The organism is Mesorhizobium sp. M0571, assembly GCF_040320985.1.
Lineage (GTDB): Bacteria > Pseudomonadota > Alphaproteobacteria > Rhizobiales > Rhizobiaceae > Mesorhizobium.
In genome coordinates this window covers 151879-175379 of sequence record NZ_JAMYQT010000007.1, presented here as the reverse complement: position 1 = coordinate 175379, position 23501 = coordinate 151879, and the positions used below count along the sequence as shown (strand labels likewise).

The 23501-nt window shown below is 62.8% G+C and carries 21 protein-coding genes; 7 read left to right on the top strand and 14 right to left on the bottom strand.

Annotation, left to right across the window (positions count from 1 at the left end; translation table 11 throughout):
* Window positions 1-2 precede the first annotated feature (2 nt).
* From NKI85_RS11525 to NKI85_RS11490, 8 genes are all read right to left on the bottom strand, one after another.
* Window positions 3-1067, bottom strand: coding sequence for an ABC transporter permease (locus tag NKI85_RS11525; protein WP_352524514.1), 1065 nt, complete (start codon window positions 1065-1067; stop codon window positions 3-5).
* Complete coding sequence (locus NKI85_RS11520) at window positions 1064-2608, bottom strand: sugar ABC transporter ATP-binding protein (RefSeq protein ID WP_352524515.1); 1545 nt, start codon at window positions 2606-2608, stop codon at window positions 1064-1066. Before NKI85_RS11520 ends, NKI85_RS11525 begins: the two co-directional genes overlap by 4 nt.
* Window positions 2605-3258 (bottom strand): DUF2291 family protein, encoded by a 654-nt coding sequence (locus NKI85_RS11515; protein WP_352524516.1) that lies wholly within the window; start codon window positions 3256-3258, stop codon window positions 2605-2607. The genes NKI85_RS11520 and NKI85_RS11515 overlap by 4 nt, the downstream gene beginning before the upstream one ends.
* A gap of 96 nt (window positions 3259-3354) precedes the next feature.
* Window positions 3355-4296, bottom strand: coding sequence for a D-ribose ABC transporter substrate-binding protein (locus NKI85_RS11510; protein WP_352776753.1), 942 nt, complete (start codon window positions 4294-4296; stop codon window positions 3355-3357).
* A gap of 266 nt (window positions 4297-4562) precedes the next feature.
* Window positions 4563-5390: a phosphogluconate dehydrogenase C-terminal domain-containing protein gene (locus tag NKI85_RS11505; RefSeq protein WP_352524519.1), complete on the bottom strand. Its 828-nt coding sequence runs from the start codon at window positions 5388-5390 to the stop codon at window positions 4563-4565.
* 106 nt (window positions 5391-5496) lie between these two features.
* Entirely contained in the window at window positions 5497-6516 is a 1020-nt protein-coding gene (locus NKI85_RS11500) for an ABC transporter permease (RefSeq protein WP_352524521.1), read from the bottom strand.
* Entirely contained in the window at window positions 6513-8996 is a 2484-nt protein-coding gene (locus NKI85_RS11495; protein ID WP_352524522.1) for an ATP-binding cassette domain-containing protein, read from the bottom strand. The genes NKI85_RS11500 and NKI85_RS11495 overlap by 4 nt, the downstream gene beginning before the upstream one ends.
* An 80-nt stretch (window positions 8997-9076) precedes the next feature.
* Window positions 9077-10102: an ABC transporter substrate-binding protein gene (locus tag NKI85_RS11490; protein ID WP_352524523.1), complete on the bottom strand. Its 1026-nt coding sequence runs from the start codon at window positions 10100-10102 to the stop codon at window positions 9077-9079.
* A gap of 254 nt (window positions 10103-10356) precedes the next feature.
* Here NKI85_RS11490 and NKI85_RS11485 point away from each other — a divergent pair, with 254 nt between their 5' ends.
* The 3 genes from NKI85_RS11485 to NKI85_RS11475 all read left to right on the top strand — a co-directional run bounded on the left by NKI85_RS11485 (window position 10357) and on the right by NKI85_RS11475 (window position 12840).
* Window positions 10357-11031: a DUF2161 domain-containing phosphodiesterase gene (locus NKI85_RS11485; RefSeq protein WP_352524525.1), complete on the top strand. Its 675-nt coding sequence runs from the start codon at window positions 10357-10359 to the stop codon at window positions 11029-11031.
* A 149-nt stretch (window positions 11032-11180) separates the two neighbouring features.
* On the top strand, window positions 11181-11606 hold the full coding sequence (locus tag NKI85_RS11480; RefSeq protein WP_352524527.1) for a hypothetical protein: 426 nt from the start codon (window positions 11181-11183) through the stop codon (window positions 11604-11606).
* 43 nt (window positions 11607-11649) lie between these two features.
* Window positions 11650-12840, top strand: a complete 1191-nt coding sequence (locus NKI85_RS11475; protein ID WP_352776752.1) for an NADH-quinone oxidoreductase subunit D — start codon at window positions 11650-11652, stop codon at window positions 12838-12840.
* A 279-nt stretch (window positions 12841-13119) separates the two neighbouring features.
* On the opposite strand, the gene NKI85_RS11470 is transcribed toward NKI85_RS11475, so the two are convergent.
* Window positions 13120-13551 carry a hypothetical protein gene (locus tag NKI85_RS11470; protein ID WP_352465792.1) on the bottom strand — a complete coding sequence of 144 codons (432 nt, stop codon included), beginning with the start codon at window positions 13549-13551 and terminating at the stop codon, window positions 13120-13122.
* 260 nt (window positions 13552-13811) lie between these two features.
* Here NKI85_RS11470 and NKI85_RS11465 point away from each other — a divergent pair, with 260 nt between their 5' ends.
* From NKI85_RS11465 to NKI85_RS11455, 3 genes are all read left to right on the top strand, one after another.
* A complete protein-coding gene (locus tag NKI85_RS11465) occupies window positions 13812-14987 on the top strand; it encodes an HlyD family secretion protein (RefSeq protein ID WP_352776751.1) in 1176 nt (391 codons plus the stop codon).
* A 98-nt stretch (window positions 14988-15085) separates the two neighbouring features.
* A complete protein-coding gene (locus NKI85_RS11460; protein WP_352776750.1) occupies window positions 15086-16531 on the top strand; it encodes a DHA2 family efflux MFS transporter permease subunit in 1446 nt (481 codons plus the stop codon).
* A 91-nt stretch (window positions 16532-16622) separates the two neighbouring features.
* Window positions 16623-16802, top strand: coding sequence for a hypothetical protein (locus tag NKI85_RS11455; RefSeq protein WP_352524531.1), 180 nt, complete (start codon window positions 16623-16625; stop codon window positions 16800-16802).
* A 49-nt stretch (window positions 16803-16851) separates the two neighbouring features.
* Here the strand turns inward: NKI85_RS11455 and NKI85_RS11450 are convergent, their stop codons facing one another.
* Both NKI85_RS11450 and NKI85_RS11445 read right to left on the bottom strand, forming a co-directional pair.
* The gene (locus tag NKI85_RS11450) at window positions 16852-17604 is read right to left on the bottom strand and encodes a metallophosphoesterase family protein (protein ID WP_352524533.1); all 753 of its coding nucleotides are present in this window, start codon (window positions 17602-17604) and stop codon (window positions 16852-16854) included.
* The gene (locus NKI85_RS11445) at window positions 17597-18409 is read right to left on the bottom strand and encodes a hypothetical protein (RefSeq protein WP_352524534.1); all 813 of its coding nucleotides are present in this window, start codon (window positions 18407-18409) and stop codon (window positions 17597-17599) included. Before NKI85_RS11445 ends, NKI85_RS11450 begins: the two co-directional genes overlap by 8 nt.
* 776 nt (window positions 18410-19185) lie before the next feature.
* Between NKI85_RS11445 and NKI85_RS11440 the strand changes: the two genes are divergently transcribed.
* Window positions 19186-20049 (top strand): hypothetical protein, encoded by an 864-nt coding sequence (locus NKI85_RS11440; protein ID WP_352524535.1) that lies wholly within the window; start codon window positions 19186-19188, stop codon window positions 20047-20049.
* Between the two features lie 54 nt (window positions 20050-20103).
* On the opposite strand, the gene amaB is transcribed toward NKI85_RS11440, so the two are convergent.
* The 3 genes from amaB to NKI85_RS11425 all read right to left on the bottom strand — a co-directional run bounded on the left by amaB (window position 20104) and on the right by NKI85_RS11425 (window position 23491).
* The gene (amaB, locus tag NKI85_RS11435; protein WP_352524536.1) at window positions 20104-21615 is read right to left on the bottom strand and encodes an L-piperidine-6-carboxylate dehydrogenase; all 1512 of its coding nucleotides are present in this window, start codon (window positions 21613-21615) and stop codon (window positions 20104-20106) included.
* A 242-nt stretch (window positions 21616-21857) separates the two neighbouring features.
* Window positions 21858-23120, bottom strand: a complete 1263-nt coding sequence (locus NKI85_RS11430; RefSeq protein WP_352524537.1) for an RNA polymerase sigma factor — start codon at window positions 23118-23120, stop codon at window positions 21858-21860.
* Entirely contained in the window at window positions 23117-23491 is a 375-nt protein-coding gene (locus NKI85_RS11425; protein ID WP_352524538.1) for a YciI family protein, read from the bottom strand. The genes NKI85_RS11430 and NKI85_RS11425 overlap by 4 nt, the downstream gene beginning before the upstream one ends.
* Window positions 23492-23501 lie beyond the last annotated feature (10 nt).

Sequence of the window (23501 nt, the reverse complement as noted above, 5' to 3'; positions counted from 1 at the left end):
GGTCAGCCTGCCTTTGCCATCTGCATCAGCGTGACACGGCTCTGCAGTCGGCGTTGCGCCTGGTCGACGACGACGGCGACGATGATAACGAGGCCCTTGATCACCATCTGCCAGAACGAGCTCACCCCCATCATCACCAGCCCGTCGGAAAGGATGCCGATGACGAAGGCACCGACAATGGTGCCGCCGATCGTGCCGCGGCCGCCCGACATCGAGGTGCCGCCGAGCACCGCCGCGGCAATGGCGTTCAGCTCGAAGCTCTCGCCGGTCGCCGGATGCGACGCCATCAGCTCGGACGAGATGATCAGCCCGACGATCGCGGCGCAGAAGCCAGAGAACATGTAGACGAACATCTTCACCATGTTGACGCGGACGCCCGAAATTCGCGCCGCCCGTTCGTTGCCGCCGACCGCGAAGATGTGACGGCCGAGCGGGGTGTATTTGGCGAGATAGGCCGCCCCTAGCGCAACAACGAGCAAAATCCACAATGCGACCGGCAGGCCGAGCAACCGGCCGGCGCCGAGAAAGCCGAATCCGGTGGTGCCGAGCTCCGGCTTGCCAATGAGATTGGGGAAGGTGCGCCCGTCCGACGACAGCAGCGCCAGGCCGCGCGCGACATAGAGCACGCCGAGCGTGGCGATGAACGGCGCAACGTTAAGCCTGGTGATCAGCAAGCCGTTGACGGCGCCGATCAATATGCCGACGGCAAGCGTGATCAGCGCGATCTCGAAGACGTTGAAATAGATGGTATAGCCGACCTGCAGGTCGATGCCGTTCAGCACGAGATAGCCGGCCACCATGCCGCACAGCCCAACGATCGAGCCGACCGACAGGTCGATGCCGCCGGTGATGATGACGAAGGTCATGCCCATTGCCAGAAATGCATTCAGCGCAACGTGCTTCGACATCAGGATAAGGTTGGCGGCCGACAGAAAATTGGGTGCAGCGATCGAGAAGAATAACAGCACCGCGATCAGCGCGATGAACGTCCTCGCCTTCATCAGCGTCAACAGGACCGAGCCGCTCGACATGGGGGTGACCGCCGCCTTGGCCGGAATGTCAGTCATGCGCCTTGCTCTCCATGCGGGACCGGTCCGTGGCCGAGCGCCGAGGCAGCGACAAGGGCCGCCTCAGTCGCCTCGGCGCGATCGAACATGCCGGTCAATTTTCCATTGCTCATCACCGCGATCCGGTCGGACAACGCCATCACCTCATCAAGATCCGAGGTGGCAAACAGGATCCCCAAGCCGTCGCGCGACAGCTTGCGCATGGTGCGGAAAACGTCGGCCTTGGCGCCGACGTCGATGCCACGGCTGGGCTCATCCATCAGCAGCACCTTCGGCCCGGTGAGCAGCGCCTTGCCGATGACCACCTTCTGCTGGTTGCCGCCCGATAGCGACGAGACTTCCTGCGCCGGGTCGGCGACCTTGATCGCCAGTTCGCGTACCGTCTGGGCCACCGCCTGTCTTTCGGCGGCACCGCGAATGTGGAATAGACGCACGAACCGGGACAGGCTTGCCAGCGTCAGATTGCTGGCGACGGAGAGGATCGACACCAGCCCTTCGCGCTGGCGGTCTTCGGGGATCAGCGCCAGGCCGCGCCGGATGCGCCGCGTCGTGTCCCGCTCGTGCACCTTCTTGCCGGTGATGAATATCGTTCCGGTCGAATGGCCGTGGCGGCCCATGATGCAGTCGAACAGCTCGCTGCGTCCGGCTCCCATCAGGCCGTAGATGCCGAGAATCTCGCCGGCGCGCAGCGAAAGCGAGACATGGTCGACCGCAAGTCCGCCGGTGGCGCGCGGCAGGCAAATGTCCTCGGCGCGGAATATCTCTTCGCCCGGCACATGGCCATCGGCTTTGGCGAAGTCCTTGGCGTCGGAGCCGATCATCTGCCGCACGATCCACTGCGTGTTGACGTCTTTCATCTCCGCCTGGCCGGTGATACGCCCATCGCGCAGCACGGTGATGGTGTCGCCGATGCGGATCAGTTCCTCGAGCCGGTGCGAGATGTAGACGATTGCGACGCCGCGCGCCTTGAGGTCGGCAATCACCTTGAACAGGATCTCGACCTCCGCCGCGCTGAGCGCCGAGGTCGGTTCATCCATGATCAGGATGCGCGCATCGAGCGAAACCGCTTTGGCGATCTCGACCAGCTGCTGCTGGCCGATGCGCAGATCCTCGACCAGCATGTCCGGCCGGATGCCGGCTTCCAGGCGTTCCAGGAATTCCGCCGCGCGGCGCTCCTGCTCCCGGCGGTCGATCTTGCGGAAGCGGTTGGTGATTTCGCGGGTCGCGAAAATGTTTTCGGCGACAGTCAGGTTGCCGAACAGGTTGAGCTCCTGGAACACCATGCCGATGCCGCGGTTCACCGCGTCCCCGGATGAGGAGAAGGAGACCTCTTCACCGTCCAGCAGAATGCGCCCGAGGGTCGGCTGCTCGACACCGGCGATGATCTTCATCAGCGTCGATTTGCCGGCTCCGTTTTCGCCGACCAGCACGTTGACCGCGCCCTTGCGCACCTCAAAATTCGCACGTTTGACCGCGACGGTGCCCGAATACACTTTCGAGACATCCTCCAGCTTCAGGATGACGTCTTGATCGCCGGTCATGGCTTCGGCCCGATCTCTGCCTCCGCCGGCGTCACCAGCGGCAGGTCCTGGCCACTGCCTGGCGTATAGGCGCCGAGGATCTTGACGCTTCGGCCCTCGAGTGCCTCGCGCGGCAGCTTGGAAAGCACGGTCTTGTCCGCGTAGGCGTTGAAGGCCTTGCCGAATTGGGCGAAGTCGATCTGGTTGGTGAAATCGTTGAATTGAATGAAGTCGAGGCTGTCGCGCAGCGCGGTCCCACGCATGGCGGGGCCGATCTGCACCCGCGCATCCGCCTTGCCGTCGCCGTCGGCATCGACGTCCATCGTCGCCGCGCGTGACTGTGTATTGGCTGCAACGACCTTGCCCTCGAGCCGGACGGCGAAGGTCCATGGCGAATTCGCCTGCTTATTCGGATTGCCGTATTTGGCACCGGCAGCGGCGGGATCGGTCTTCGCCAAAGCATGAACCTCGGGAAACGGCCCGGCCTTCTGCTGCAGATAGGGTATCACTTTCGCCGCCCAGATGTCCTCGACCATCTTGTCGGGATTGAAGCCCGTGGCATTGCCGCTGGTATCGCCTGACGGCGTCGGCAGGATCTTGCAGGCGGTCAGGCTGACTATTGCTGCAAGGAACGACGCGACAAGGATCGGCCGGGTCAGCTTGTTGAACATGTCGGCTCGTTCGGCATGGCGGTCAGGAGCACCCAGGGAAATGGAAGCAAGGGACGAACCGAAGGCTCGTCCCTTGCTGCTTGATGTTACGCCGGCTCAGTTGGTGAGCGCGAACGTCTCCAGCTTGGCGGCATTGTCGCCATTGACCAGGACGCAGTCCATCAGCTGCTTTTCCTCAGGTGGAGACTTCTTGTTCTTGATGAAGTCGTTGGCCTGCTCGACCGCCATCTGCGCCTGCGCGAAGGCCGGCTGCAGGACCGTCGCCTTGATGCCGCCGGAGGTGATCGAGTCGCGCACGTCGTTCGACCCGTCGAAGCCGACGACGATGACGTCCTTGCGACCGGCAGCGGCAAGTGCTGCATAGGCGCCCATCGCCATCGTGTCGTTGCCGGAGATCACGCCCTTGATGTCCGGATTGGCCTGGAGGATCGATTCCATCTTGGAGTAGGCCTCGGTCTGGCTCCAATTGGCCGACTGCTGCGCCACCATCTTCAGGTCCGGATAGTCGTCGATGACGTCGTGGTAACCCTTGGAGCGGATGCCGGCATTGGTGTCGGATTCCTTGCCGACGAGCTCGACGAAATTGCCCTTCTCGCCCATCAGCTTGACGAATTCCTGCGCGCCGAGCTGGGCGCCCTGATAATTGTTGGAGACGATCTGCGCCACGGCGACGCCGGTGGCATTGATCTCGCGATCGATCAGGAATGAGGGAACACCCGCATCCTTGGCCTTCTGCATGGCAGCGACGGTGGCGTCGGCGCCGGCATTGTCAAGGATGATCGCCTTGGCGCCGCGGCCGATCGCCGTGTCGATCAGCTCGGACTGCTTGTTGGCGTCGTCGTCATGGACGAGCACCAGCGCTTCGTAACCGAGTTCCTTGGCCTTGGCTTCCGCACCGACGGCTTCCGCCTTGAAGAACGGATTGTCGTGCGAGGGCGTGATGATGGCGATCAGATCCGCCGCGTAGGCGGGTGCGGCGGTGCCAAGCGCCAGCATGCCGGCAAAAGCCGCAAGCGTCATTCTGCGTGTCAGTTTCATGTATTCCTCCCGTTGAAAACCCGTGCCTTGATCCCAAGGCTGTATGCATTCAATTCGTTGGCCAGCGCAGATCGCGGATCGCGTCAGATTCATAAGCCTTTTGCCGGCTTCACCTCGACGGATCGCTTCCCCGCTATCCTCCACTCGTCCAGGCCCTGAGCTTGCTGCGAAGCTTGATGGTCCGAGCCATCGAACAGCTAAGCCAACTGGTATGATGAGTCAATGACAATTTCAGGTGACATGTCCCGGAAGACGCGTCGGCACCCTCAAGTGATGCGCTGAATGCTCGCAGCAATCTCCTCCGGCTCGAACACCCGCTTCCAGTCATCGCGCATCAGCACCGGCTTGCCGAACTCTATCGCCTTGTTGCAGGCGTCGGAGAACACGCCTTTGGTCTCGCCGAAGATGACGGCGCCAAGCACGTTCATATGGCCAAGCAGGAAGTCGAGCGCCGCCTGCCTGTCGACCCCGCGCGCCACGACTTCGTCGACGGCCTCTTTCATAACGACGAGCAGTGAAGCGCATACCGTTTCCGAAAGGCCGGGCTCGAGCAGTGCCATCTGATCGACCGTGACGCGATGCGAGCGCATGACCGGGGCCCAGATGATCTTGGCGATTGCTTCACCCTTGGCGAAATCTTCCTCGGGTCCCTGCATCAAGGCGCTGACCATGTGTTGCTTGGCCTTGACGCCGCCGAAATAGTCCTTCTTGGCCGCCATGTCGGTCTCGTCGTTGAAGATCGGCGGATGGCACGGGTGGGTGACGAAATAGGTCAGGTCCGGCCGCTTCGGCAGGTGGCCGGCGAAAGGTGCTGCGGCGTCGAGCACGACGACCATGGTGCCGGCGGCAAGCTTGCTCTCGATGCTCGCCGCGACCTTGCCGATATGCGTGTCCGGCACCGCCAGGATCACCACATCGGCGCCATCAAGCGCCTCATCGGCACTGACCGCGTCGATGCCGAGATCCGATTTCAGCCGCTCGCGACCGGCGTCGCTGACCTCGACATGGCGTATCGTATAGGGAGATCCGCGAAAATTGGTCGACAGGCGGTAACCCATTTTGCCGCCGGCACCAAACAGCGCAATCGTTGTCATTGTCCGTTACTCCTGATTTCCAACGACGGCTCTGCCGATCGTCATCCTATTGACCTTGTATGCACACTGCCGCCGGTTGGCGGATTAGACAGGCGGGAGCCGCCGCTCAGCTTGGCCCATCCCTGGCCAGCGCTCCGTCGTCGTTGCTTGCGGGTTCGACGGAGGGTCGCCTCGCCAACGCCTGCCGCCCGGCAAGGGCGAGCACGAAGATGACGACGATGCCCTGGACGATGTCCTGGGCACCGGGAGGCAGGCCGATGATCTGCATGGTGGTGACGATCAGGATCAGAAGAATGCTGGCAAACAGGGTGCCGATCGCGGTCGCCGAGCCGCCGAAGATGAGCGTCCCGCCCAGCACCACCGCGGCGATCGACTGCAGCAGATAAGGCTGGCCCATCTCGAGGAAGGCGCCGCCGATATAGGCCCCGAGCAGCAGGCCATCGAGCGCCGCCAGCACCGATGAGATGATGAACGCCGATGCGATCACCGGACCGTTGCGGATGGCCGCCAGCCGCGCCGCGGTCCGGTTCTGGCCGACCGCCGACAACAGCTGCCCGAACACCGTGTAGCGCAGCACGAAGGACGCGGCCGCCACCCCCAGGATTGCGATGACGGTCATGATCGGCACGCCCGCGACGCGGCCCGTGGCCAGATGTTTGAGCGTCGGGCTGACGGCGAATCCTGTTATCGCCCGGTTGGACAGCAGCGTCGCTGTCGCCAGCACATAGCCGGTCGCCAGTGTGGCGATGATCGCTGGTATGCCCAGCCTGACGACGAGCAGCGCGTTGAGCGCACCGACCGCGAGGCCAAGCACGATTGCGACAAGGACGCCAATGGCAAGATTGGCGTCCTGGCCTTTGATGGTGAGCAGCGCGACGAAGGCGCTGAGCGTAATCACCGAGGCGACCGACAGATCGATATTGCCGCGCCCGGTCGTCACCACGAACATCTGGCCGATACCGGCGACCGTCAGGAAGGAGGCCGAAAGCAGGATGCCCGACAGGCTGAACAGGCTGAACCGGTTGGTGACCGCCGACAGTACGAGCCACAACAAAAGCACGCCAATCGCCGACCAGATCCAGCGGTTCCTCTGCGCCCAGATGCTGAACGCGTTCAGCGCATTCATTGTTCGCTCCTGCGGTCGGCCGTCAGGCTGCGCAGCGTCAGCAGTGCTATGAGGATCAGTCCTTGCGTCGCGGCATTGAAATCGCTGCTGACGTTCAGCGTGCCGAGCAGCGCCCCGATCAGCGACAGGGTGACGGCACTGACAACGGCACCGAGCGGCGAGATGACACCACCCAGCAAGGCACAGCCGCCCATGACCACGGCCGCGACGCTGAGCAGCGTGAACGAGTTGCCGGAATTGATGTCGCTCGCCGTGTTGATCGCGGTCAGCGACAGGCCGGCGGCTGCGGCGAACAGCCCCGACACCAGATAGCGCACCAAAGCATAGCACGTCGGCGACCAGCCGGAGCGAATCATGGCGGTCGGATTGTTGCCGAAGCCGCGCAGCACCACGCCGAGCGGCAATCGGTCAATAACGAACGCGATCAGCGCAACGATGCCGATGAGGATGATGGATGTTGGCACGGACCCCAGTGACCAGTTGACGAGGGCCGACAGCCATTCGGGACTGGCGCCGCCGGGCGTCGGCTGCAGCGAATAGCCAAGGCCCATCCAGATGAACGATGCGCCGAGCGTAACGACGATCGCCGGAATCTTTCGCGCCTGGATCAAGCCGCCAAGTCCGGCATAGGCGGCGACTGCCGCCATCAGCGCCAGGGCGCCAAGCCATGGCCGGTCATAGAGCAGCGTGGCGCTGAGCACGCTGACAAGGCCGGCGAAGGCACCGACGCCGAGGTCGATTTCGCTGCCTCCGACAACGAACATCTGCGCCGCCGTCACCAGCACCAGCGACAGCGCCGGCAACAGAAGCAGGTCTAGGCCGAAAACCGAGGCGACCGCCGGATTGGCCCAGATCATGACGGCCAGCACGACGGCAAGGCCGATAAAAGGCGCCGCATTCATCAGCCGCCGGGCAAATCTGGCCGCAGGCCCATCCCCTCGGAGAGTGCCGGCGAGCCGGTCCGCTGGCTGGGCGAAGGACGCGCCGACGATGGCTTTCTCGGTGATCGCATCGCCGGCCAGCTCCCGAACGATCCGTCCGCAGGCAAAGACCAGCACGCGATCGCAGGCCAGCAGTTCGGCGTCCTCAGTCGTGTGCCAGACCAGCGTCCGTCCGCTGCGCGCAATCTCGTTACAGAGCCGGTAGAAATCTTGCTTGGTGGCGATATCGACGCCGCGCGTCGGGTCATCGAGAAGGATGATCGGCGTCTCGGCGACCAGTGCCCGCGCAACCAGCGCCTTTTGCTGATTGCCGCCGCTTAGCTCCGTGATGTTCGAATTGAAACGTCTGTCATCGAGCCGCAGCCGGCCGGCTGCGCTAACGGCCGCATCGTGGTTGACGCGATCGGAAACAAGGCCCAACACCGGGCGGCGGGCAAGGGCGCCGATGCTGATGTTCGACAGCACGCTCCACAAGGGAAACACGCCTTCCTTCTGGCGGTCTCCTGCTATGAAACCGGCGTCGGCATGTCTTATGACTGCCGCGCCCTGTTTGCGATCCGGTTTGAAGATCGCGTGCAGCAGCTCCTTCTGGCCGCTGCCCTCGAGACCGGCCAGGCCGACGATCTCGCCGCGAACAATGTCGATGTCGCGGCCAAGTTCGGACGTCAGCGTACCGGAGAGTTGCACCAGCACATCCGCGCTGGAAGCGGCTGCGACGGCGTGCTGATGGACCGGATTGGCGTCGCCGCCCATAAGCTGCACCAGCTTTCCGATCGACGCATCCGCGACAGGGCCATGCCAAGCAGTGCGGCCGTTGCGCAGCACCACGATCTGCGTGGCGATGTCGATGATTTCCTGAAGCTTGTGGCTGATGAAGATGAACGCCAACCCCGATTTCGCTCGCTCACGGATGAAAGCCCTGAGCTGCCTCGAACGATCGAGGTCGAGGGAAGATGTCGGCTCGTCGAGGACAATGAGCCTCACGCCGGGCGTTGCCGCCGCGCGCGCAATCTCCACCATTTGCCGTTCGGCAATGGAGAGATGGCCGATTTCGGCATCTGCATCGATGCCGTTCCCTGGAAAGACCGCGTCGAGCGCCGAACGGGCCCGAGCCTTGTAAAGCGTTCTCCAGCCAGGCCGGCTCGCCGCATCCGCAGGTGTTTCCAGGAAGAAGTTCTCGGCGACAGACAGGTTGGCGCACAGCGACAGTTCCTGGTGCACCATGCGGATGCCACGCTTTTGCGCCTCTCCCGTGTCGTAGTCGCTGAAACTCACCACTTCGCCGCCGAACGAGATCGAGCCCAGCGTCGGCCACATGGCACCGCACAGGATGCGCATCAGCGTCGATTTTCCAGCACCGTTACCGCCGACCAGCCCGATCACGTCCCCGGCCGAGACGGAGAGATCGATGTCCGCATTTGCGAGTGTCGGTCCGAAGCTCTTGCTTATCTGCCTGAGCGAAACCACGCTTTGCCGGACAGGCATCACCTGCCCCGCAAACGCGGCATCTCCCGGGTCGGCAAGGGCAAGATGGGACATTCTCGTCTCTGTTTCTTCGATAGCGGTTGCCGGGCGTGATCCGTCGAGGCGGCGCCCGGCCGAAGTGAAGCGTGGCCGCCTCATTTCTTGGTCAGGAGATTTTCCTTGACCCAGTCCAGCGAATAGCTCGGGCTGATGATCTGGCCGCCCGGCAGCTTCGCGTAGTCCTTGAGGTTGCCGGCGTCGACCGTCGCCACCGGCATGATCATCAGCTTGGGCGCTTCGGCTCCCTTCAGAAGCGACAGGCCGAGCCAGAACGCTGCGCCGCCAATGCCCGGCGTGGTGTTCATCGAGACGGTCTTGTAGCCGTTCTTGGCGTTTTCTTCGGCCCACCATTTGACGAAGTCGGTGCCGCCGCCGCCCTCGATGATCGGCATCTTGCCTTCATATTCGCCGCCATACTGGACGAAGGCCTGGGCGATGCCGACGTCGTCGCTGCCGCCTTGTGCCAGCACCGCGTCGACATGCGGCAGGCTGGGCAGCACGTTGGCGATCGCCGCTTGCGCGACCGAGGCGGTCGCTTGGCCGTAGACCGTCGCAAGCACCTTGATTTCGGGGTATTTCGCCAGCACCGACTGCTGCGAATTGTACATGTCGTTATCCGGCGCGGAGCCTTTCACGCCACGTACCTGCAGGATGTTGCCCTTGCCGCCGAGCATCTTGATGACGGCCTCGGCCTGGGCTGCCTTGTAGCCCTTGAAGTCGAAATTGAGCTGGTAGTTGCAGGGCGCCGACGCGACCGAATCGAAGGAAATGACGATAATGCCGGCGGCGCAGGCCTTCTGGATGACGCCGTTGACTGCGGTTTCCGAGGCTGCGTCGACGGCCAGCACATCGACCTTCTTGAGGATCAGCTCGGCGATCTGGCTGTTTTGCTGCGCCACGGAGCCGTCGCCATTCATGATGATGTAGTCGGCGATCTGACCGGCCGCCTTCGCCTCCTTGGCCGAGGCTTCGAAAGCCTCGACCATCTGGTGGCGCCAGGTGTTGCCGTAATAGGCGTTGGCGAGCGCGATGACCGGCGCGTCCGGAGACGCCATTGCCGGCAGCACCGCCGCGCTGGCCAGCGCGGCGCCGGCAAGCGCCGCCACAGTTGCAAATCTCATGGTATTCCTCCCAAAAACACGATCGGCTCAGTCTGTCATGTCGAGCACAGCGCAGCTACGTGGAGCACGCTATCTCAGGTACATATTATACCAGCATACCAAATTGGCAAGCGCCCGTGGCGCGGCTCTGCCCCACCGGCGAGCCGCAGCAATCGCTTAGGTTTGGCCGTCGTTTACCTCCTGTTCAACGGCAAAGAGCGATCATCGCGCTGAACCGCCAATAGGGCAGGATGATTCGCAACGGACGAAGGCCAATGCTCGAGACCTCACTCTACAGCCCGGTCAAGACCTTCCTCGAAGGCTTGGGATTTATGGTCAAGGGCGAGATCGGCGGCTGCGATCTGCTGGCGCTGAGCGCCGACTCTCCACCGATCGTCGTCATCTGCGAGCTGAAACTGAAGTTCAATCTCGAGCTCGTGCTCCAGGGCGTCGACCGTATGGCGGCGAGCGACGAGGTCTGGCTCGCAGCCCGCATGTCGGTCCGCGGCAAGGGCCGTGAGAGCGATGTGAGGTACCGGAATCTCTGCCGTCGCCTCGGCTTTGGCCTGCTTGGCGTGCACGCGAACGGCGAGGTTCAGGTGCTGCTCAGCCCGACGGCATTGGCTCCGCGTCGGGATCCCCGGCGTCGCTCGAAGCTGGTCGACGAACATCGGCGCCGGCAGGGCGATCCTGTCGCCGGCGGCGGCTCGCGTGCGCCGATCATGACCGCCTATCGCCAGCAGGCGCTCGCGTGCGCCGCAGCACTCGCCGATGGCCCACAACGGCCGCGTGACTTGAAGCCCAACCTGCCGAACGCGCCCAAGATCCTGCTGCACAACGTGTATCGCTGGTTCGCGCGCGCCGACCGCGGGGTCTACGAATTGACCGATCTGGGCCGCGAAGCATTGCAGCGCTGGCCGCAGCCGCATCGCAGCCACGCCGCCGCCTGAGACAGCCAACGCCGGATTTCGCGCTCTGCTTCCGCGACAATCACGGCTTTTCGGCAAGACGGCCATCTCCGTGACGGAACCATATTTCGGCACGATGGTTGTGTCGTCACCGAAATGATCATCCCCTGAGCAAAACGGAAGGAAAGGTCATGCGCCTATCGACGACAATTGCCACACTTTCGGCACTGGCCCTTGCCTCGCCGGTCTACGCGCAATCCGTGGGACCAGAGCTTGCCCCTGTCCCGCCGACGGCCCCGCAAACCCTGCCCGAGCAAGCCACGCCCGAAGGGGCCACGCCCGACCAGGCTACACCGGACCAAGCCTTCTCCGCCCAGAATTTCACCGCTGTGACGATCGTGGCGATGGAGGATCTGCCTCCTGAAATCAAGGCACAGGCGGAGGCTGTGGTCACCCAGACCAGCGCCGAGGATTTGCGTATCCTGCAAAGTTCGATCGACGCATCACCGCAGGCAGCATCAGCACTGGCGGCGAACGGCCTTAATTCCACGCAGGTCGTGGCGGCCAATATCGACGGCGACGGCACGCTGACGCTGATCATCCAGACGACGACATGAGCGGCTGAACGCGGACAAACCCGCCTAATTGCGGAGGACTGTCATGGCCGAGGCTGCGGTTCGCAACTTCACCATTAATTTCGGGCCGCAACATCCCTCTGCTCACGGCGTCCTGCGGCTGGTGCTCGAACTCGACGGCGAAATCGTGGAGCGCGCCGATCCTCACATTGGCTTGCTGCATCGCGGCACCGAAAAGCTCATCGAGTACAAGAACTACCTGCAGGCCCTGCCCTATTTCGACCGGCTCGACTACGTCGCGCCGATGAACCAGGAGCACGCATTCTGTCTCGCCGCCGAGAAGCTCCTCGAAATATCGGTTCCGAAACGCGGGCAGCTCATCCGCGTGCTTTTCTGCGAGATAGGCCGGCTCCTGTCGCACCTCCTCAACGTCACCACGCAGGCCATGGACATCGGCGCGCTGACGCCGCCGCTCTGGGGTTTCGACGAGCGCGAGAAGCTGATGGTCTTTTATGAGCGCGCGTCCGGCGCCCGCATGCACGCGAATTATTTCAGGGTCGGCGGCGTGCATCAGGATCTGCCGCCGGAGCTCCTCGACGACATCTGGAATTTCTGCGATCCGTTCCTCAAGGTCTGCGACAATCTCGAAGGGCTGTTGACCGACAACCGCATTTTCAAGCAGCGCAATGTCGATGTCGGCGTGATCGGCCTCGATGATGCCTGGGCCTGGGGCTTTTCCGGCGTGATGGTGCGCGGATCGGGCGCCTCATGGGATCTGCGCAAGGCGCAGCCATACGAATGCTACTCGGAGATGGATTTCGATATACCGGTCGGCAAGCATGGCGACTGCTACGACCGCTATCTCGTACGCATGGAGGAAATGCGCCAGTCGGTCCGGATCATGCGGCAATGCCTGGAAAAGTTGCGCTCGCCCGAAGGCCAGGGGCCGGTCGCGATCCCGAACAGCAAGATCACGCCGCCGCCGCGTGCTACAATGAAGCGCTCGATGGAAGCGACGATCCATCACTTCAAACTTTATACCGAAGGCATTCGCGTGCCGCGCGGTGAAGTCTATGCCGCCGTCGAGGCGCCGAAAGGCGAGTTCGGCGTCTATCTCGTATCGGACGGAGGCAACATTCCCTACCGATGCAAGATCCGCGCACCTTCCTTCGCCCACCTGCAGGCGATGGATTTCCTGTCCCGAGGCCATATGATCGCCGATGTTGCCGCGATCATCGGCTCGCTCGACATTGTGTTTGGAGAGATCGACCGCTAGAGCGGATCGAAGAATCTTCCGCGATCGCAGGATTGTTTCGTCCTTAGCCAGATCGCGCATGCCTGAACGGCGCTCGAAAGCCCGTCGGATGAAGGCTCAATTGCCGCGGGTCAGCTCAAATTCTCACATCGCAAACAGACGCATGGCCGCGACAAAGCGCAGCCAAGCGTCGAGGAGTTTCACAATCTGTGCGGCCCGACGGCGCACGAGCCCTTCCAGATTCGGAAGCGCTCTCCACGGCGCGGAAAGAACGCGTGTTCCGCCGTTCCTCGTACCGCGTCAATGCACGATCAACCCCTTCATCCAGGCAACAAATCTGTTGCCGCGGACTATCCCGCGCACCCTGGCAGCGGCCCATCGCGCTTGCATCGTAGCACCGACATGGCAATGGCAGACGATTTGGTGCAACTGCCGGTCGCTCAGTTCGAAGAAGCGCTTTGCCTCACCATAGGTATCGTCATTCAGGCCCATGGCACGCAGAACCGGATCCTCGAAAGCGACAGTGAGCGGCGTCCCAGCGCCACGCGATCTGTCACGCGCTTCCCTGTTCATATATTCGGTGCCCGGAAGCGCTCCAAGGCATCGCGTCGGGTTTTGCTCGAGAAGTTCTGCCCAACGTTCAATCCGCTGGTTTCGAGTCATCGCCGGATACGCCGCGAAGGACTCAACTTCCGCGACGGCATGCAGTTGGTCGAGTGTTTGATGTTTCATGGTCGGCTCCTGTCGACAGGTGAAATTGCCCACGCCTTTATGAGCAATTATCGCGCCGTGGAGCGCTGACAAGGCCGGACCGCCGCAACATGAAGCATACGGTGAAGCGGTGCTCGAGTTCCAACGCGCCCGCGCCGCTCGGTGGGTTCGATGTCGACCCGTTAACCGAACCCATTCCGGACAGGAACTTTTGCGGAAGCTTGCCGTTTGGCTTTGCGTCCGCTCCGGCGGCTGCAATATCAATCTTGAAAGCCATTCCGTTGGACACGAAGCCTCAAAGCGTCGAACAAGACGTCGAGCCTGTAAATGAAACTCGGGAGCAACCGGCCCGGGTTCGAGAATCTCGTGAGCGATCGGCAGGGCCCCGGCAGGAAAAGCCCGACGGGGATGCCTCGCAACGAAAGGCCGGTCTGCTCGGCTTTCCCAAGCGCCATCCCTATGCGACGGCAGCGGTCGCGCTTGCGCTGTTGCTCGTCGCGGCAGGCGTCGTGATCTGGTGGCCGAACGCCGGCCAGTACGAATCGACCGACGACGCCTTCATCGACGCCCGCACGGTGACGATCGGCGCCCAAATCGCCGGCCGCATCACCGAGCTGGCGGTTACCGACAATCAGCACGTGCAGGCGGGCGATGTCCTCCTGCGCATCGATGACAGCGATTATCAGGCAAACCTGAAGCAGGCCGATGCCGGCGTCGCCGCGGCCGAGGCCGAAATCGTCAATGTCACCGCCCAGATCGAGGCTCAAAACGCAAAGGTGAACGCCGCGCAGAGGCAGGTTGCACAGGCCAAGGCAGCGCTGGATTTCGCTAAGGCCGAGGATCAGCGCAATCGCGAACTCCTGGCCAGGGGCACGGCAACGCAGCAGCAGGCGCAGCAGGCGGCATCGACGCTGCGTCAGGACCAGGCCGCGCTGGACAGCGCCGAGGCCAATGTCGCCTCGGCAAAAAGCCAGGTTTCGGTCTTGCAGGCACAGGCCAGGAGCGCCGAGGCGCAGCTTGAGCAGGCCAAGGCCAGCCAGGATCAAGCCCGCACGACGCTGTCGCGCACGACCATCACAGCACCGGTCGCCGGGCGTGCAACGAGCATTTCGGCCGCTGACGGCACCTACGCCCAACCCGGCCAGGTATTGATGATGTTCGTTCCCGACGAGGTCTGGGTGAAGGCCAACTTCAAGGAGACGCAGCTCGACCTGATGCGGCCCGGACAGCCGGTCGACATCGACATCGACGCCTACCCGGACAAGTCCTTCCATGGCCGCGTCGACAGCATCCAGGCCGGCAGCGGCACCGCCTTCAGCCTCCTGCCGGCCGAAAACGCCACCGGCAACTACGTCAAGGTGGTGCAGCGCGTACCGGTCAAGATCGTCTTCGACAAGCCGCCCGATATGCTTCTTGGCCCAGGTCTGTCGGTGGTGCCGACGGTCAAGGTGCGATGAGCGGCGAAGCCGCCAGAAATCACGGCGAAAGCCGGTCTGGTGGACACCTCGATCGCCAATGTCGCCCTGCGCAACATCGCCGGGAGCCTGGCGGCCGGATGGACGAAAGCACCTGGGTCATTACCACCTATCTCGTTGCCAACTCGGTGATCATCCCGGTCAGCGGCTGGCTGGCAAGCGTTGTCGGCCGCAAGCGCTACTACATGCTCTGCGTGGCGATCTTCACCGTCGCCTCGCTGCTGTGCGGACTGGCGCCCAACCTGGAACTGCTTATCCTGTTCAGGATCCTTCAGGGCCTCGGCGGCGGCGGCATGGCGCCAAGCGAGCAATCGATCCTTGCCGACACCTTTCCGCCGGAAAAGCGCTCGCAAGCCTTCGCGCTTTACGGCATTGCCGTCATCGTCGCGCCGACGGTCGGGCCGACGATCGGCGGCTGGCTGACGGACCATTTCTCCTGGCACTGGATCTTCTTCATCAACGTGCCGTTCGGCATCCTGTCGCTGGCACTGGTGCAATGGCTGTTGGTCGAACCGGACGTACTCGAACGCGAACGCAAGGAACGGCTGAAAGGCGGCCTGAAGATCGACGGGGTCGGGTTCATCCTGGTGGCGACGGCATTGGGATGCCTGGAGATCTTCCTCGACCGAGGCCAACGCTACGACTGGTTCGCCTCGAATTTCATTACGACTTTCGCAGTGATTTCCGCGATCGCGTTCCTGCTGCTCATCCCATGGGAAATCAGCCGCAGCGATCCGGTCGTCGACATGCGCCTATTGTTCACTCGCCAGTTCGGCACGGCCTTCCTGGTTATGATGGCGGTCGGTGCTATCCTGTTCAGCACCACCCAGATCGTGCCGCAGCTGCAGCAGACGACATTTGCCTACACCGCGACGCTCTCGGGCCTTTCGATGATGCCGGGCGGCATCGCCATGCTGATCTTGATGCCGGTGTCCGGATTTGTAGGCAGCATCGTGCAGCCCAAATACCTGATCATGATGGGCATGTCGGTGGTCGCAGTCGCCCTTTGGCACATGACCTCACTTACCCCGGACGCCAGCTTCCGCTTCTTTGCCTTTGCCCGTGTCTTCCTGATGGTCGGGCTGCCGTTCCTGTTCATTCCCATTTCAACCGCGGCCTATGTCGGCCTGCCCCCGCAACAGACCAACCAGGCATCGGCGCTGATCAACGTTGCACGCAATATCGGCGGCAGCATCGGCGTGTCGCTGTCCAACACCGTTATTGCGCAAAGCTCCCAAATCCATCAATCGAATCTGGTCGGCCACACCGTGCAATCGTCGCCCGCCTATCAGCAGGTGCTTCGGCAGGCGACCGAGCATTTCGTCGCCCATGGTTCGGCGATGGTCGAGGCGAAGCAGCAGGCGATTGGCTGGCTCGGCCAGTTGATCGCCCGCCAGGCCACGCTGCTCGCCTATGTCGATGTCTTCCGTTACTGCGCGGTGGCAACCGCCCTGTTCGTTCCGATTGCGCTGCTGCTGCGGTCGCGCAAGTCGGGCAGCAGCCAGGCGAATCCGGAGATGGGCTGACCCGCAGGCAAGACGGTGTGGTTTCCAAAACGAGGAAGGCGGGAACCAGCTGGCCCATTGCGTTGTTCTGCGCCAAGAGGAGATGATTACGATGGCCACTATTCCCACACCCGAGCCGATACCGACCCCGGTGCCGCCGCCTCCTATCCCCGATCCCAAGCCCGTGCGTGAGCCGGATCCCGACAGGCTCCCCGACGAGGACCCCGTTCCCAATCCGGATGAAAACGACATTCCACCGAAGCGGACGTCTTTCCGCCGGCAATTGCTGTGATCGTTCTGCAGTGTGTACTGGCGATTGCTTGCGCCAGTGGCGGCGCCTGTCAGATTTCGAGCATGGCGTAGGGACGGCCGGTCGGCTTGGCGACATGCATGGCAACGTTATAGACCGGCGCCCCGCCCGGCGTGCGGCCCTCGTAGGCGCCGCGATGCGCATGACCATGCACCACCGCGCTGACCTGGAACCGGTCTATTGTCTCGGCCAGGCGCGATGAACCGAGAAACGGGAAGATCTCCAGCGGCTCGCCTACGACCGTCTCGACGACAGGCGCGTAGTGCAGAACGACAAGCGTGCGTTTGGCGCGGACCTGCCGCATCGCGTTTTCAAGCCGCATCGCTTCGTTCACGCTTTCCGCCACCATTGACTTGATCGCCGGTTCGCCGAAGGAGCCGAGCATGCGCGACCCAAAACCGCCAACGAAACCCTTGACCCCAACGAACCCGACCTCGTGAATCTCTGTCGCCTCGCCGTCGAGCAGGTGAACGCCCGCCTGGCGCAGAATGTCGGAGACCTGCTCGACGGCGCCTGACTCATAGTCGTGATTGCCAAGTACGGCGACGACCGGGATCGTGCAGGCACGCAGTTCCTCGGCAAGGATTTCGGCCTCCCGAGGCTTGCCGAGATTGGTAAGGTCGCCCGTCAGCACGAGAACCTGGGCTTCACGCGACATCTCGCCGAAAAGATCGCGGTACGAGGCCCGGTCCTCCTTGCCGACATGCAGATCGCCAATGGCGGCGACTTTGAGTGCGCTGCCGTTTTCCGCCTTCGGCGAAGCAGTTTCGAGCTCGTCAGCCATTGCTATGTTCTCCTTCACCGCCGACGTCGGCAAAGCCCCAGTCCTTGACGTCGATCTCATAGTCGGTTCGTGAAAGCATGCGCCCACGGCAGATTTTCATCCGGGAAGGTGGCAATTCGCGCTGCTTGGCCAGCCGGTCAAGCAGCTCGTCGAGCAGCCAGGCGGGCACGCGGCCCCGCTCCGACGGATAGATCCATCGGAAGTTCAAGAGATGCATCAGCAGAACTTCCCAATGAACTTCCATGTAGGAAAGCAGCCTTTGCCAGTCGATCTGGTCGTGCGCCTTGAGGATGGTGTGCGAGATGTCGGCGCCATCGTGGCGGCCCCGGTCCTGGATGAAACATTTGGACCAGATAAGCTCGGTGGGACCGATAATCCGCACCTGGCTGCCCAGCAATTCGCCCTGACGTGCGTGCTCCAGCCACTGGTCGTCGACAGGCATTGTGCCGTTCATCGAGACGAAAATGACGTCGAAAAAATGCGTGCCCTTGAACACTTTGCCGAGCCACCGGTCGTCCTCGACCACGACGGCGTAGCCGATGCGCTTGAAATGGGCGAGGATGCGCGGGCAGTCGCCGGCCTTGCAGAAAATGTCGAGATCCTTGGTCAGGCGGGTGATCCCGGTATAGGCGCTTACGGCATAGGTGCCGGCGACTAGAAAGGGGATGCCGGTCGCGACAAGTTCGCGGATCGCTTCGATATAAAAGACCTCCGCTTCGGCATTGCGAGGCGTCGGGGCGGCTTTTGGATCGACCGACGGAACGGATGCCGGGATAGCACTTTTCGGTGGAGGATCGATGATCATAAGCAATGGCTCCTGGCCCGGCAGACCAGCAGCCGCCTGTATCTAATAGCCAAGCATGCCCGATGGTTCCCGGCGTTGCGCCGCAACCGGCTGTGTCCGGGTCCGGGTCGGCGCAACGACGGACGGCAGCGGCATGATGCCGCCCTCGCTGGGTCAGGCGGACACGCCGCCGCGTCCGGCCTCCGCAGCGGTCATCCACCGCATGGCCGTCGGCGCCGGCCCTAAAAAGATATGTGAGCGGTCATTTTTGGCGTCAAGATCGCAGCGCGATCGGCCTCAAGCGCGTCGAGGCGGAGTGGGCCCGCTATCATCCTCGGGTCCGGAAAGGATTGGCTTCAACATGGTTCCCGAGCTGTCGGAGGCGCTGCGCACTCGGCGCAACAGCCACTTGAGCGCCCGTAGCCAGACCGACTCTGTTTGCCGGAAAGCTGCAGGCGGCGTGGCGAAAAGGCCATTCTCCATATTGTAGTTCCTCACTGTCTCAGTCCAATCGGCGCTCATCAACGAGCAAAACTTGTGTTGGTTCCGCTTGGCCATCGACGGGAGCACGGGCTGGACAGGCGAAGCCCCATTGGTGGGTTCGAGCAGGCCAGCCTTCTGCAGCGAGATCAGCGCCTCGCGAGAGCGGGGTCATCGGCGACCATCTCGGGGAATTCAGCTAGTTATCCGGGCGGAATTCAGCTTGTATCCCGGTTCGGCGGCTCTGGACACGACCGGCGAAGGCTGAAATTGTGACCGGTATTTCCGGTTGCAAAGTTTGGTTGGGCTCGGCGGGGATGGCGCTGGATTCTGAAAACATTGCCGGCCATTCGGCATTGCGTCGCCATGTCCAGGCTCAATCCCGGACGCTGCTCGAGACCTATGAAGCGAACCCGCGGCTGGCTTCCGTGTTCGCCACGCAACAGCGTTGGCTGATGGCCCATATCGGCCTTGCCTTGTATTTCGATCGAGAGCCGGACGATCATCGCAAGGGACTTACGTCTGCACGGTTCATGGGCGACATCCACCAGCATTCGGTAGCCAGCCGCAACACCGCCGACGCCTTCCTGAAGGAGATGCTGCATTACGGTTTCATCCGGCATCTGCCGATCAAATACGGGCGCATCCGCCCCTTTGAGCCAACCGCGGGCACTCTGGAGACGGTCGCCGGCTGGTTCATGGCTCATCTGAAAACGCTGGACAGCCTGGACAATGGATCTCGACTGGCTGCATTCGTCGCACATCCGGACGTGCTCGCCAAACTGCAGCCGCTGGTGGCCGACGGCCTGCTTTCGTCGCATGCCGTGCGGGAGCCGAGACAGACCTTTTCGTTGTTCACCTGGCTCGACAATGGCGGCATCGTCATGGATTGGCTGATATCCGGCGTCGATCCCGATCATGCCGGCCTGGACCGGATTCCGACCGGTGTCGTCTCGATCGGAGATTTCGCGAACTGGCTCAAGCTTTCCCGGACCCATTTGTCACGCAAATTGCGCGATGCCGAGGAACTCGGCAGCATCGGCTGGCTGGGCCAGCGCGGTCATTCGGTCATGTGGTTGTCGAGCGAGTTCTACCAGGAATACATGACCGCCCAGGCGGTCAAGCTCGCCATCATCGATGCAGCCTTCGATAACTGTTTTGTATCTTGCGGGGACGGCTGACCGCTCACTTCAAAGCCGGCGTGGCGGCTTTGGCGCCGCCACGACAAGGCCTTCTTAGTCGATGTCGAACGACACGCCCTGCGCAAGCGGCAGCGCCTTGGAATAGTTCACCGTATTGGTGGCGCGCCGCATATAGGCCTTCCAGGCATCGGAACCGCTCTCGCGGCCGCCGCCGGTTTCCTTCTCGCCACCGAAGGCGCCACCGATCTCGGCCCCGGATGTGCCGATATTGACGTTGGCGATGCCGCAATCCGAGCCGTCGACGCCGAGAAAGCGCTCGGATTCCTGCAGGTCGCGGGTGAAGATCGACGACGACAGCCCCGCTCCCACCGCATTGTGCTCGTCGAGCACGGCGTCGAAGTCAGAATATTTCATCACATAAAGGATCGGCGCGAAGGTCTCCTCCGTCACCGGCGAAACCTGCCGCGGCATTTCGACCAGCGCCGGACGCACGTAGTAAGCCTCAGGCTGGCCGTTCTCGACCCGCATTCCGCCGGTTGTCGTGCCGCCATTCGAAGCCGCCTCCTCCAGCGCCTTCTGCATGTTCTCGTAGGCAGCCTTGTCGATCAGCGGGCCGACGAGAGCACTGGTCTCCAGCGGATTGCCGACCGAGACGCTCTCATAGGCTTTCTTCAGGCGCGGAACCAAGGCATCATAGACGCTGTCATGCACGAACAGGCGCCTGAGCGTCGTGCAGCGCTGACCGGCCGTGCCCATGGCGCCGAAGGCGATGGCACGCAGCGCCATGTCGAGATCGGCCGTCGGGCAGACGATGCCGGCATTGTTGCCGCCGAGCTCCAGCACGGCACGCGCGAAGCGTTTCGCCAGACGCGGACCGACATCCCGGCCCATGCGGGTCGAGCCGGTGGCCGAAACCAGCGGCACCTTCGGATGGTCCACCATGATCTCTCCGACGGCGCGATCACCGATCAGCACCGGCGCCAGCCCTTCCGGCGCATCGCCGAAACGCTTTGCCGCGCGCTTGAAGATCGCTTCGCAGGCGAGCGCCGTCAGCGGCGTCTTCTCAGACGGCTTCCACACAACCGCGTCGCCGCAGACCAGCGCAAGTGCCGCGTTCCACGACCATACCGCCACCGGAAAGTTGAAGGCCGAAATGACGCCGACCACGCCGAGCGGATGCCAGGTTTCCATCATGCGATGGCCGGGACGCTCGGTGGCGATGGTCAGGCCGTACAATTGCCGAGAAAGACCGACGGCGAAATCGCAGATGTCGAGCATTTCCTGCACTTCGCCAAGACCCTCGGATGGGATCTTGCCAACTTCGATCGATACCAACCGGCCAAGCTCGGCCTTGTGTGTGCGCAACTCTTCGCCGAGCAGCCGCACCAGCTCTCCACGCTTGGGAGCTGGCACCTGCCGCCACGCCAGGAAAGCTTCGTGGGCATTGTCGATGGTCGTTGCCGCATCGGCCGGCGAGATGGTCTTCAGCGCGGCGATCTGCTCGCCGGTCACCGGGCTGCGCACGATAAGATCGCCGCCCGTAAGCGCGCCCTCGGCAACGCCCAGTTTCGCCAGAAGCCCGGCCGTTTCCTTCGCAATCGTCATTTTTATCCCTTTCATATCCCGCCGCTCATAATGCATGTCGCCCAAAAGTGCGCAGCGGTTTTGGGACAACGACATGCATAAAACAAAAGCACTTCGGTCCAAGCCTTGCGCCATGCCGTCTCTGTGCCGGTCGGCACATCGGGCGCTGTCATGGCGTGGCATTACTCGTTTCAGGGAAAAATCGCCACCCCGGCATGGTCTAAGCCAAAGATCAGACCGTTGAACCAGGCGGAGGCGTCGGATCAATGCGCCGTTTGCTTAGCGCCTTCTTTCATCAGCCGGTCGATATGCATGCGGATATGCGCTGCCTCGGCGGCCGTGTTGGCAAGCGCGATGGCGCGGTCGAAAGCGACGCGCGCCTCCTCGCCGCGGCCAAGCTGCATCAGCAGGCCGCCCTTGAGGCCGAAGAAGTGGAAATAGCCGGAAAGCCTTCCTTCCAGCGGCTCGATCATGGCAAGTGCCGCTTCCGGTCCACGCACCTTGGAGACCGCGACGGCGCGATTGAGGGTCACCACCGGCGACGGCTGCATCTGCTCGAGCAGCCCGTAGAGCAGGTCGATCTCGTTCCAGTCCGTCTCCTCGGGCTTTTCCGCCCGAGCATGCAAGGCGGCGATCGCCGCTTGTACCTGGTAGGGACCGGGCTTGCGATGGCGCAACGCCTTATCGACCAGCGCCAGGCCCTCATCGATCATCTTGCGGCTCCACAGGCTGCGGTCCTGGTCTTCGAGCAGCACGATCTCGCCGTTCTCGTCGAAGCGAGCCGGCGCACGTGCATGCTGGAGCAACAAAAGCGCCGTCAGTCCCATGATCTCCGGCTCGGTCTGGAACAGCCTGAGCAGCAGCCGGGCCAGCCGGATCGCTTCTTCGCAAAGCGGCGCACGGGCGGATGCCTCGCCGCTGTTGCTGGAGTAGCCTTCGTTGAAGATCAGGTAGACCATGGCAGCGACGGCGGCGAGCCGTTCGGAGCGCTCGACCGCTCCCGGCGTCTCGAACGGCACGCCGGCATCGGCGATGCGAGCCTTGGCTCGAGTGATACGCTGCTCCATCGCGCTTTCCCCGACGAGAAAGGCGCGGGCGATCTGCTTGACCGTCAGGCCGGAAACGATGCGCAGCGCCACCGCGATCTGCTGAGTGGCCGGCAGGTCGGGATGACAGCAGATGAACAGCAGCCGCAAAATATCGTCGCGGTAATGCGCGCCGTCCAGCCGCTCGGCGATGTCGCTCTCGGCATCTTCGAGATCGGAGATCTGGTCCTCCTCCGGCAGCGGCGCCTGCTTGGCGCGCTTGCGCACCGCATCGATGCCGCTGTTGCGGCCGACGAAGATCAGCCAGGCTGCCGGATCGCGCGGCGGGCCGTTTTTCGGCCAGTTGTTCAGTGCCCTCAGGCAGGCGTCCTGGAATGCTTCCTCCGCCGCGTCGAGGTCGCGGAAGTAGCGCAGCAATGCCCCCATCGCCTGCGGGCGAGCGGTGCTGATTGCCGTGCTGATCCAGGCAAGTTCGGTCATGCAGAAACCTTGGCGGGATTGAAGAGGGAGACCGGCCGGATCTCGTAAGAGCCGCCGCTCGGGTTGACCTCGGAAAGCTCGCGCGCGAAGTCGACAGCCTCATCGAGGTCGGCGCATTCGAGCGTGTAGAAACCGAGGAACTGTTCCTTGGTTTCGGCAAACGGACCATCGATGACGACCGCTTCGCCCTTGACCTTTCTCAGCGTTGTCGCGGCGGTCGTCGGCAGCAGCCGCGCCACCGGGCCAAGCCGGCCCGCCTGGGCATATCTTTCCTGTACGCCCAGGAGTTTTTCCATGACAGCATCGTCCTGTTCCTTGCTCCAGGAGCAGACAACGTCTTCGGAGGCATAGCAGAGGATCGCGTAGAGCATGGGTCGTCCT

Bases quoted from the DNA above. Each gene is read 5' to 3' on its own strand.
- NKI85_RS11500 (WP_352524521.1), bottom strand. From the start codon at position 6,516: ATGAATGCGCTGAACGCGTTCAGCATCTGGGCGCAGAGGAACCGCTGG.
- NKI85_RS11480 (WP_352524527.1), top strand. From the start codon at position 11,181: ATGCGCCTATCGACGACAATTGCCACACTTTCGGCACTGGCCCTTGCC.
- NKI85_RS11445 (WP_352524534.1), bottom strand. From the start codon at position 18,409: ATGATCATCGATCCTCCACCGAAAAGTGCTATCCCGGCATCCGTTCCG.
- NKI85_RS11430 (WP_352524537.1), bottom strand. From the start codon at position 23,120: ATGACCGAACTTGCCTGGATCAGCACGGCAATCAGCACCGCTCGCCCG.
- NKI85_RS11495 (WP_352524522.1), bottom strand. From the start codon at position 8,996: ATGTCCCATCTTGCCCTTGCCGACCCGGGAGATGCCGCGTTTGCGGGG.
- NKI85_RS11455 (WP_352524531.1), top strand. From the start codon at position 16,623: ATGGCCACTATTCCCACACCCGAGCCGATACCGACCCCGGTGCCGCCG.
- NKI85_RS11475 (WP_352776752.1), top strand. From the start codon at position 11,650: ATGGCCGAGGCTGCGGTTCGCAACTTCACCATTAATTTCGGGCCGCAA.
- NKI85_RS11485 (WP_352524525.1), top strand. From the start codon at position 10,357: ATGCTCGAGACCTCACTCTACAGCCCGGTCAAGACCTTCCTCGAAGGC.
- NKI85_RS11525 (WP_352524514.1), bottom strand. From the start codon at position 1,067: ATGACTGACATTCCGGCCAAGGCGGCGGTCACCCCCATGTCGAGCGGC.
- NKI85_RS11505 (WP_352524519.1), bottom strand. From the start codon at position 5,390: ATGACAACGATTGCGCTGTTTGGTGCCGGCGGCAAAATGGGTTACCGC.
- NKI85_RS11470 (WP_352465792.1), bottom strand. From the start codon at position 13,551: ATGAAACATCAAACACTCGACCAACTGCATGCCGTCGCGGAAGTTGAG.
- NKI85_RS11440 (WP_352524535.1), top strand. From the start codon at position 19,186: ATGGCGCTGGATTCTGAAAACATTGCCGGCCATTCGGCATTGCGTCGC.
- NKI85_RS11520 (WP_352524515.1), bottom strand. From the start codon at position 2,608: ATGACCGGCGATCAAGACGTCATCCTGAAGCTGGAGGATGTCTCGAAA.
- amaB (WP_352524536.1), bottom strand. From the start codon at position 21,615: ATGACGATTGCGAAGGAAACGGCCGGGCTTCTGGCGAAACTGGGCGTT.
- NKI85_RS11510 (WP_352776753.1), bottom strand. From the start codon at position 4,296: ATGAAACTGACACGCAGAATGACGCTTGCGGCTTTTGCCGGCATGCTG.
- NKI85_RS11490 (WP_352524523.1), bottom strand. From the start codon at position 10,102: ATGAGATTTGCAACTGTGGCGGCGCTTGCCGGCGCCGCGCTGGCCAGC.
- NKI85_RS11460 (WP_352776750.1), top strand. From the start codon at position 15,086: ATGGACGAAAGCACCTGGGTCATTACCACCTATCTCGTTGCCAACTCG.
- NKI85_RS11515 (WP_352524516.1), bottom strand. From the start codon at position 3,258: ATGTTCAACAAGCTGACCCGGCCGATCCTTGTCGCGTCGTTCCTTGCA.
- NKI85_RS11425 (WP_352524538.1), bottom strand. From the start codon at position 23,491: ATGCTCTACGCGATCCTCTGCTATGCCTCCGAAGACGTTGTCTGCTCC.
- NKI85_RS11450 (WP_352524533.1), bottom strand. From the start codon at position 17,604: ATGGCTGACGAGCTCGAAACTGCTTCGCCGAAGGCGGAAAACGGCAGC.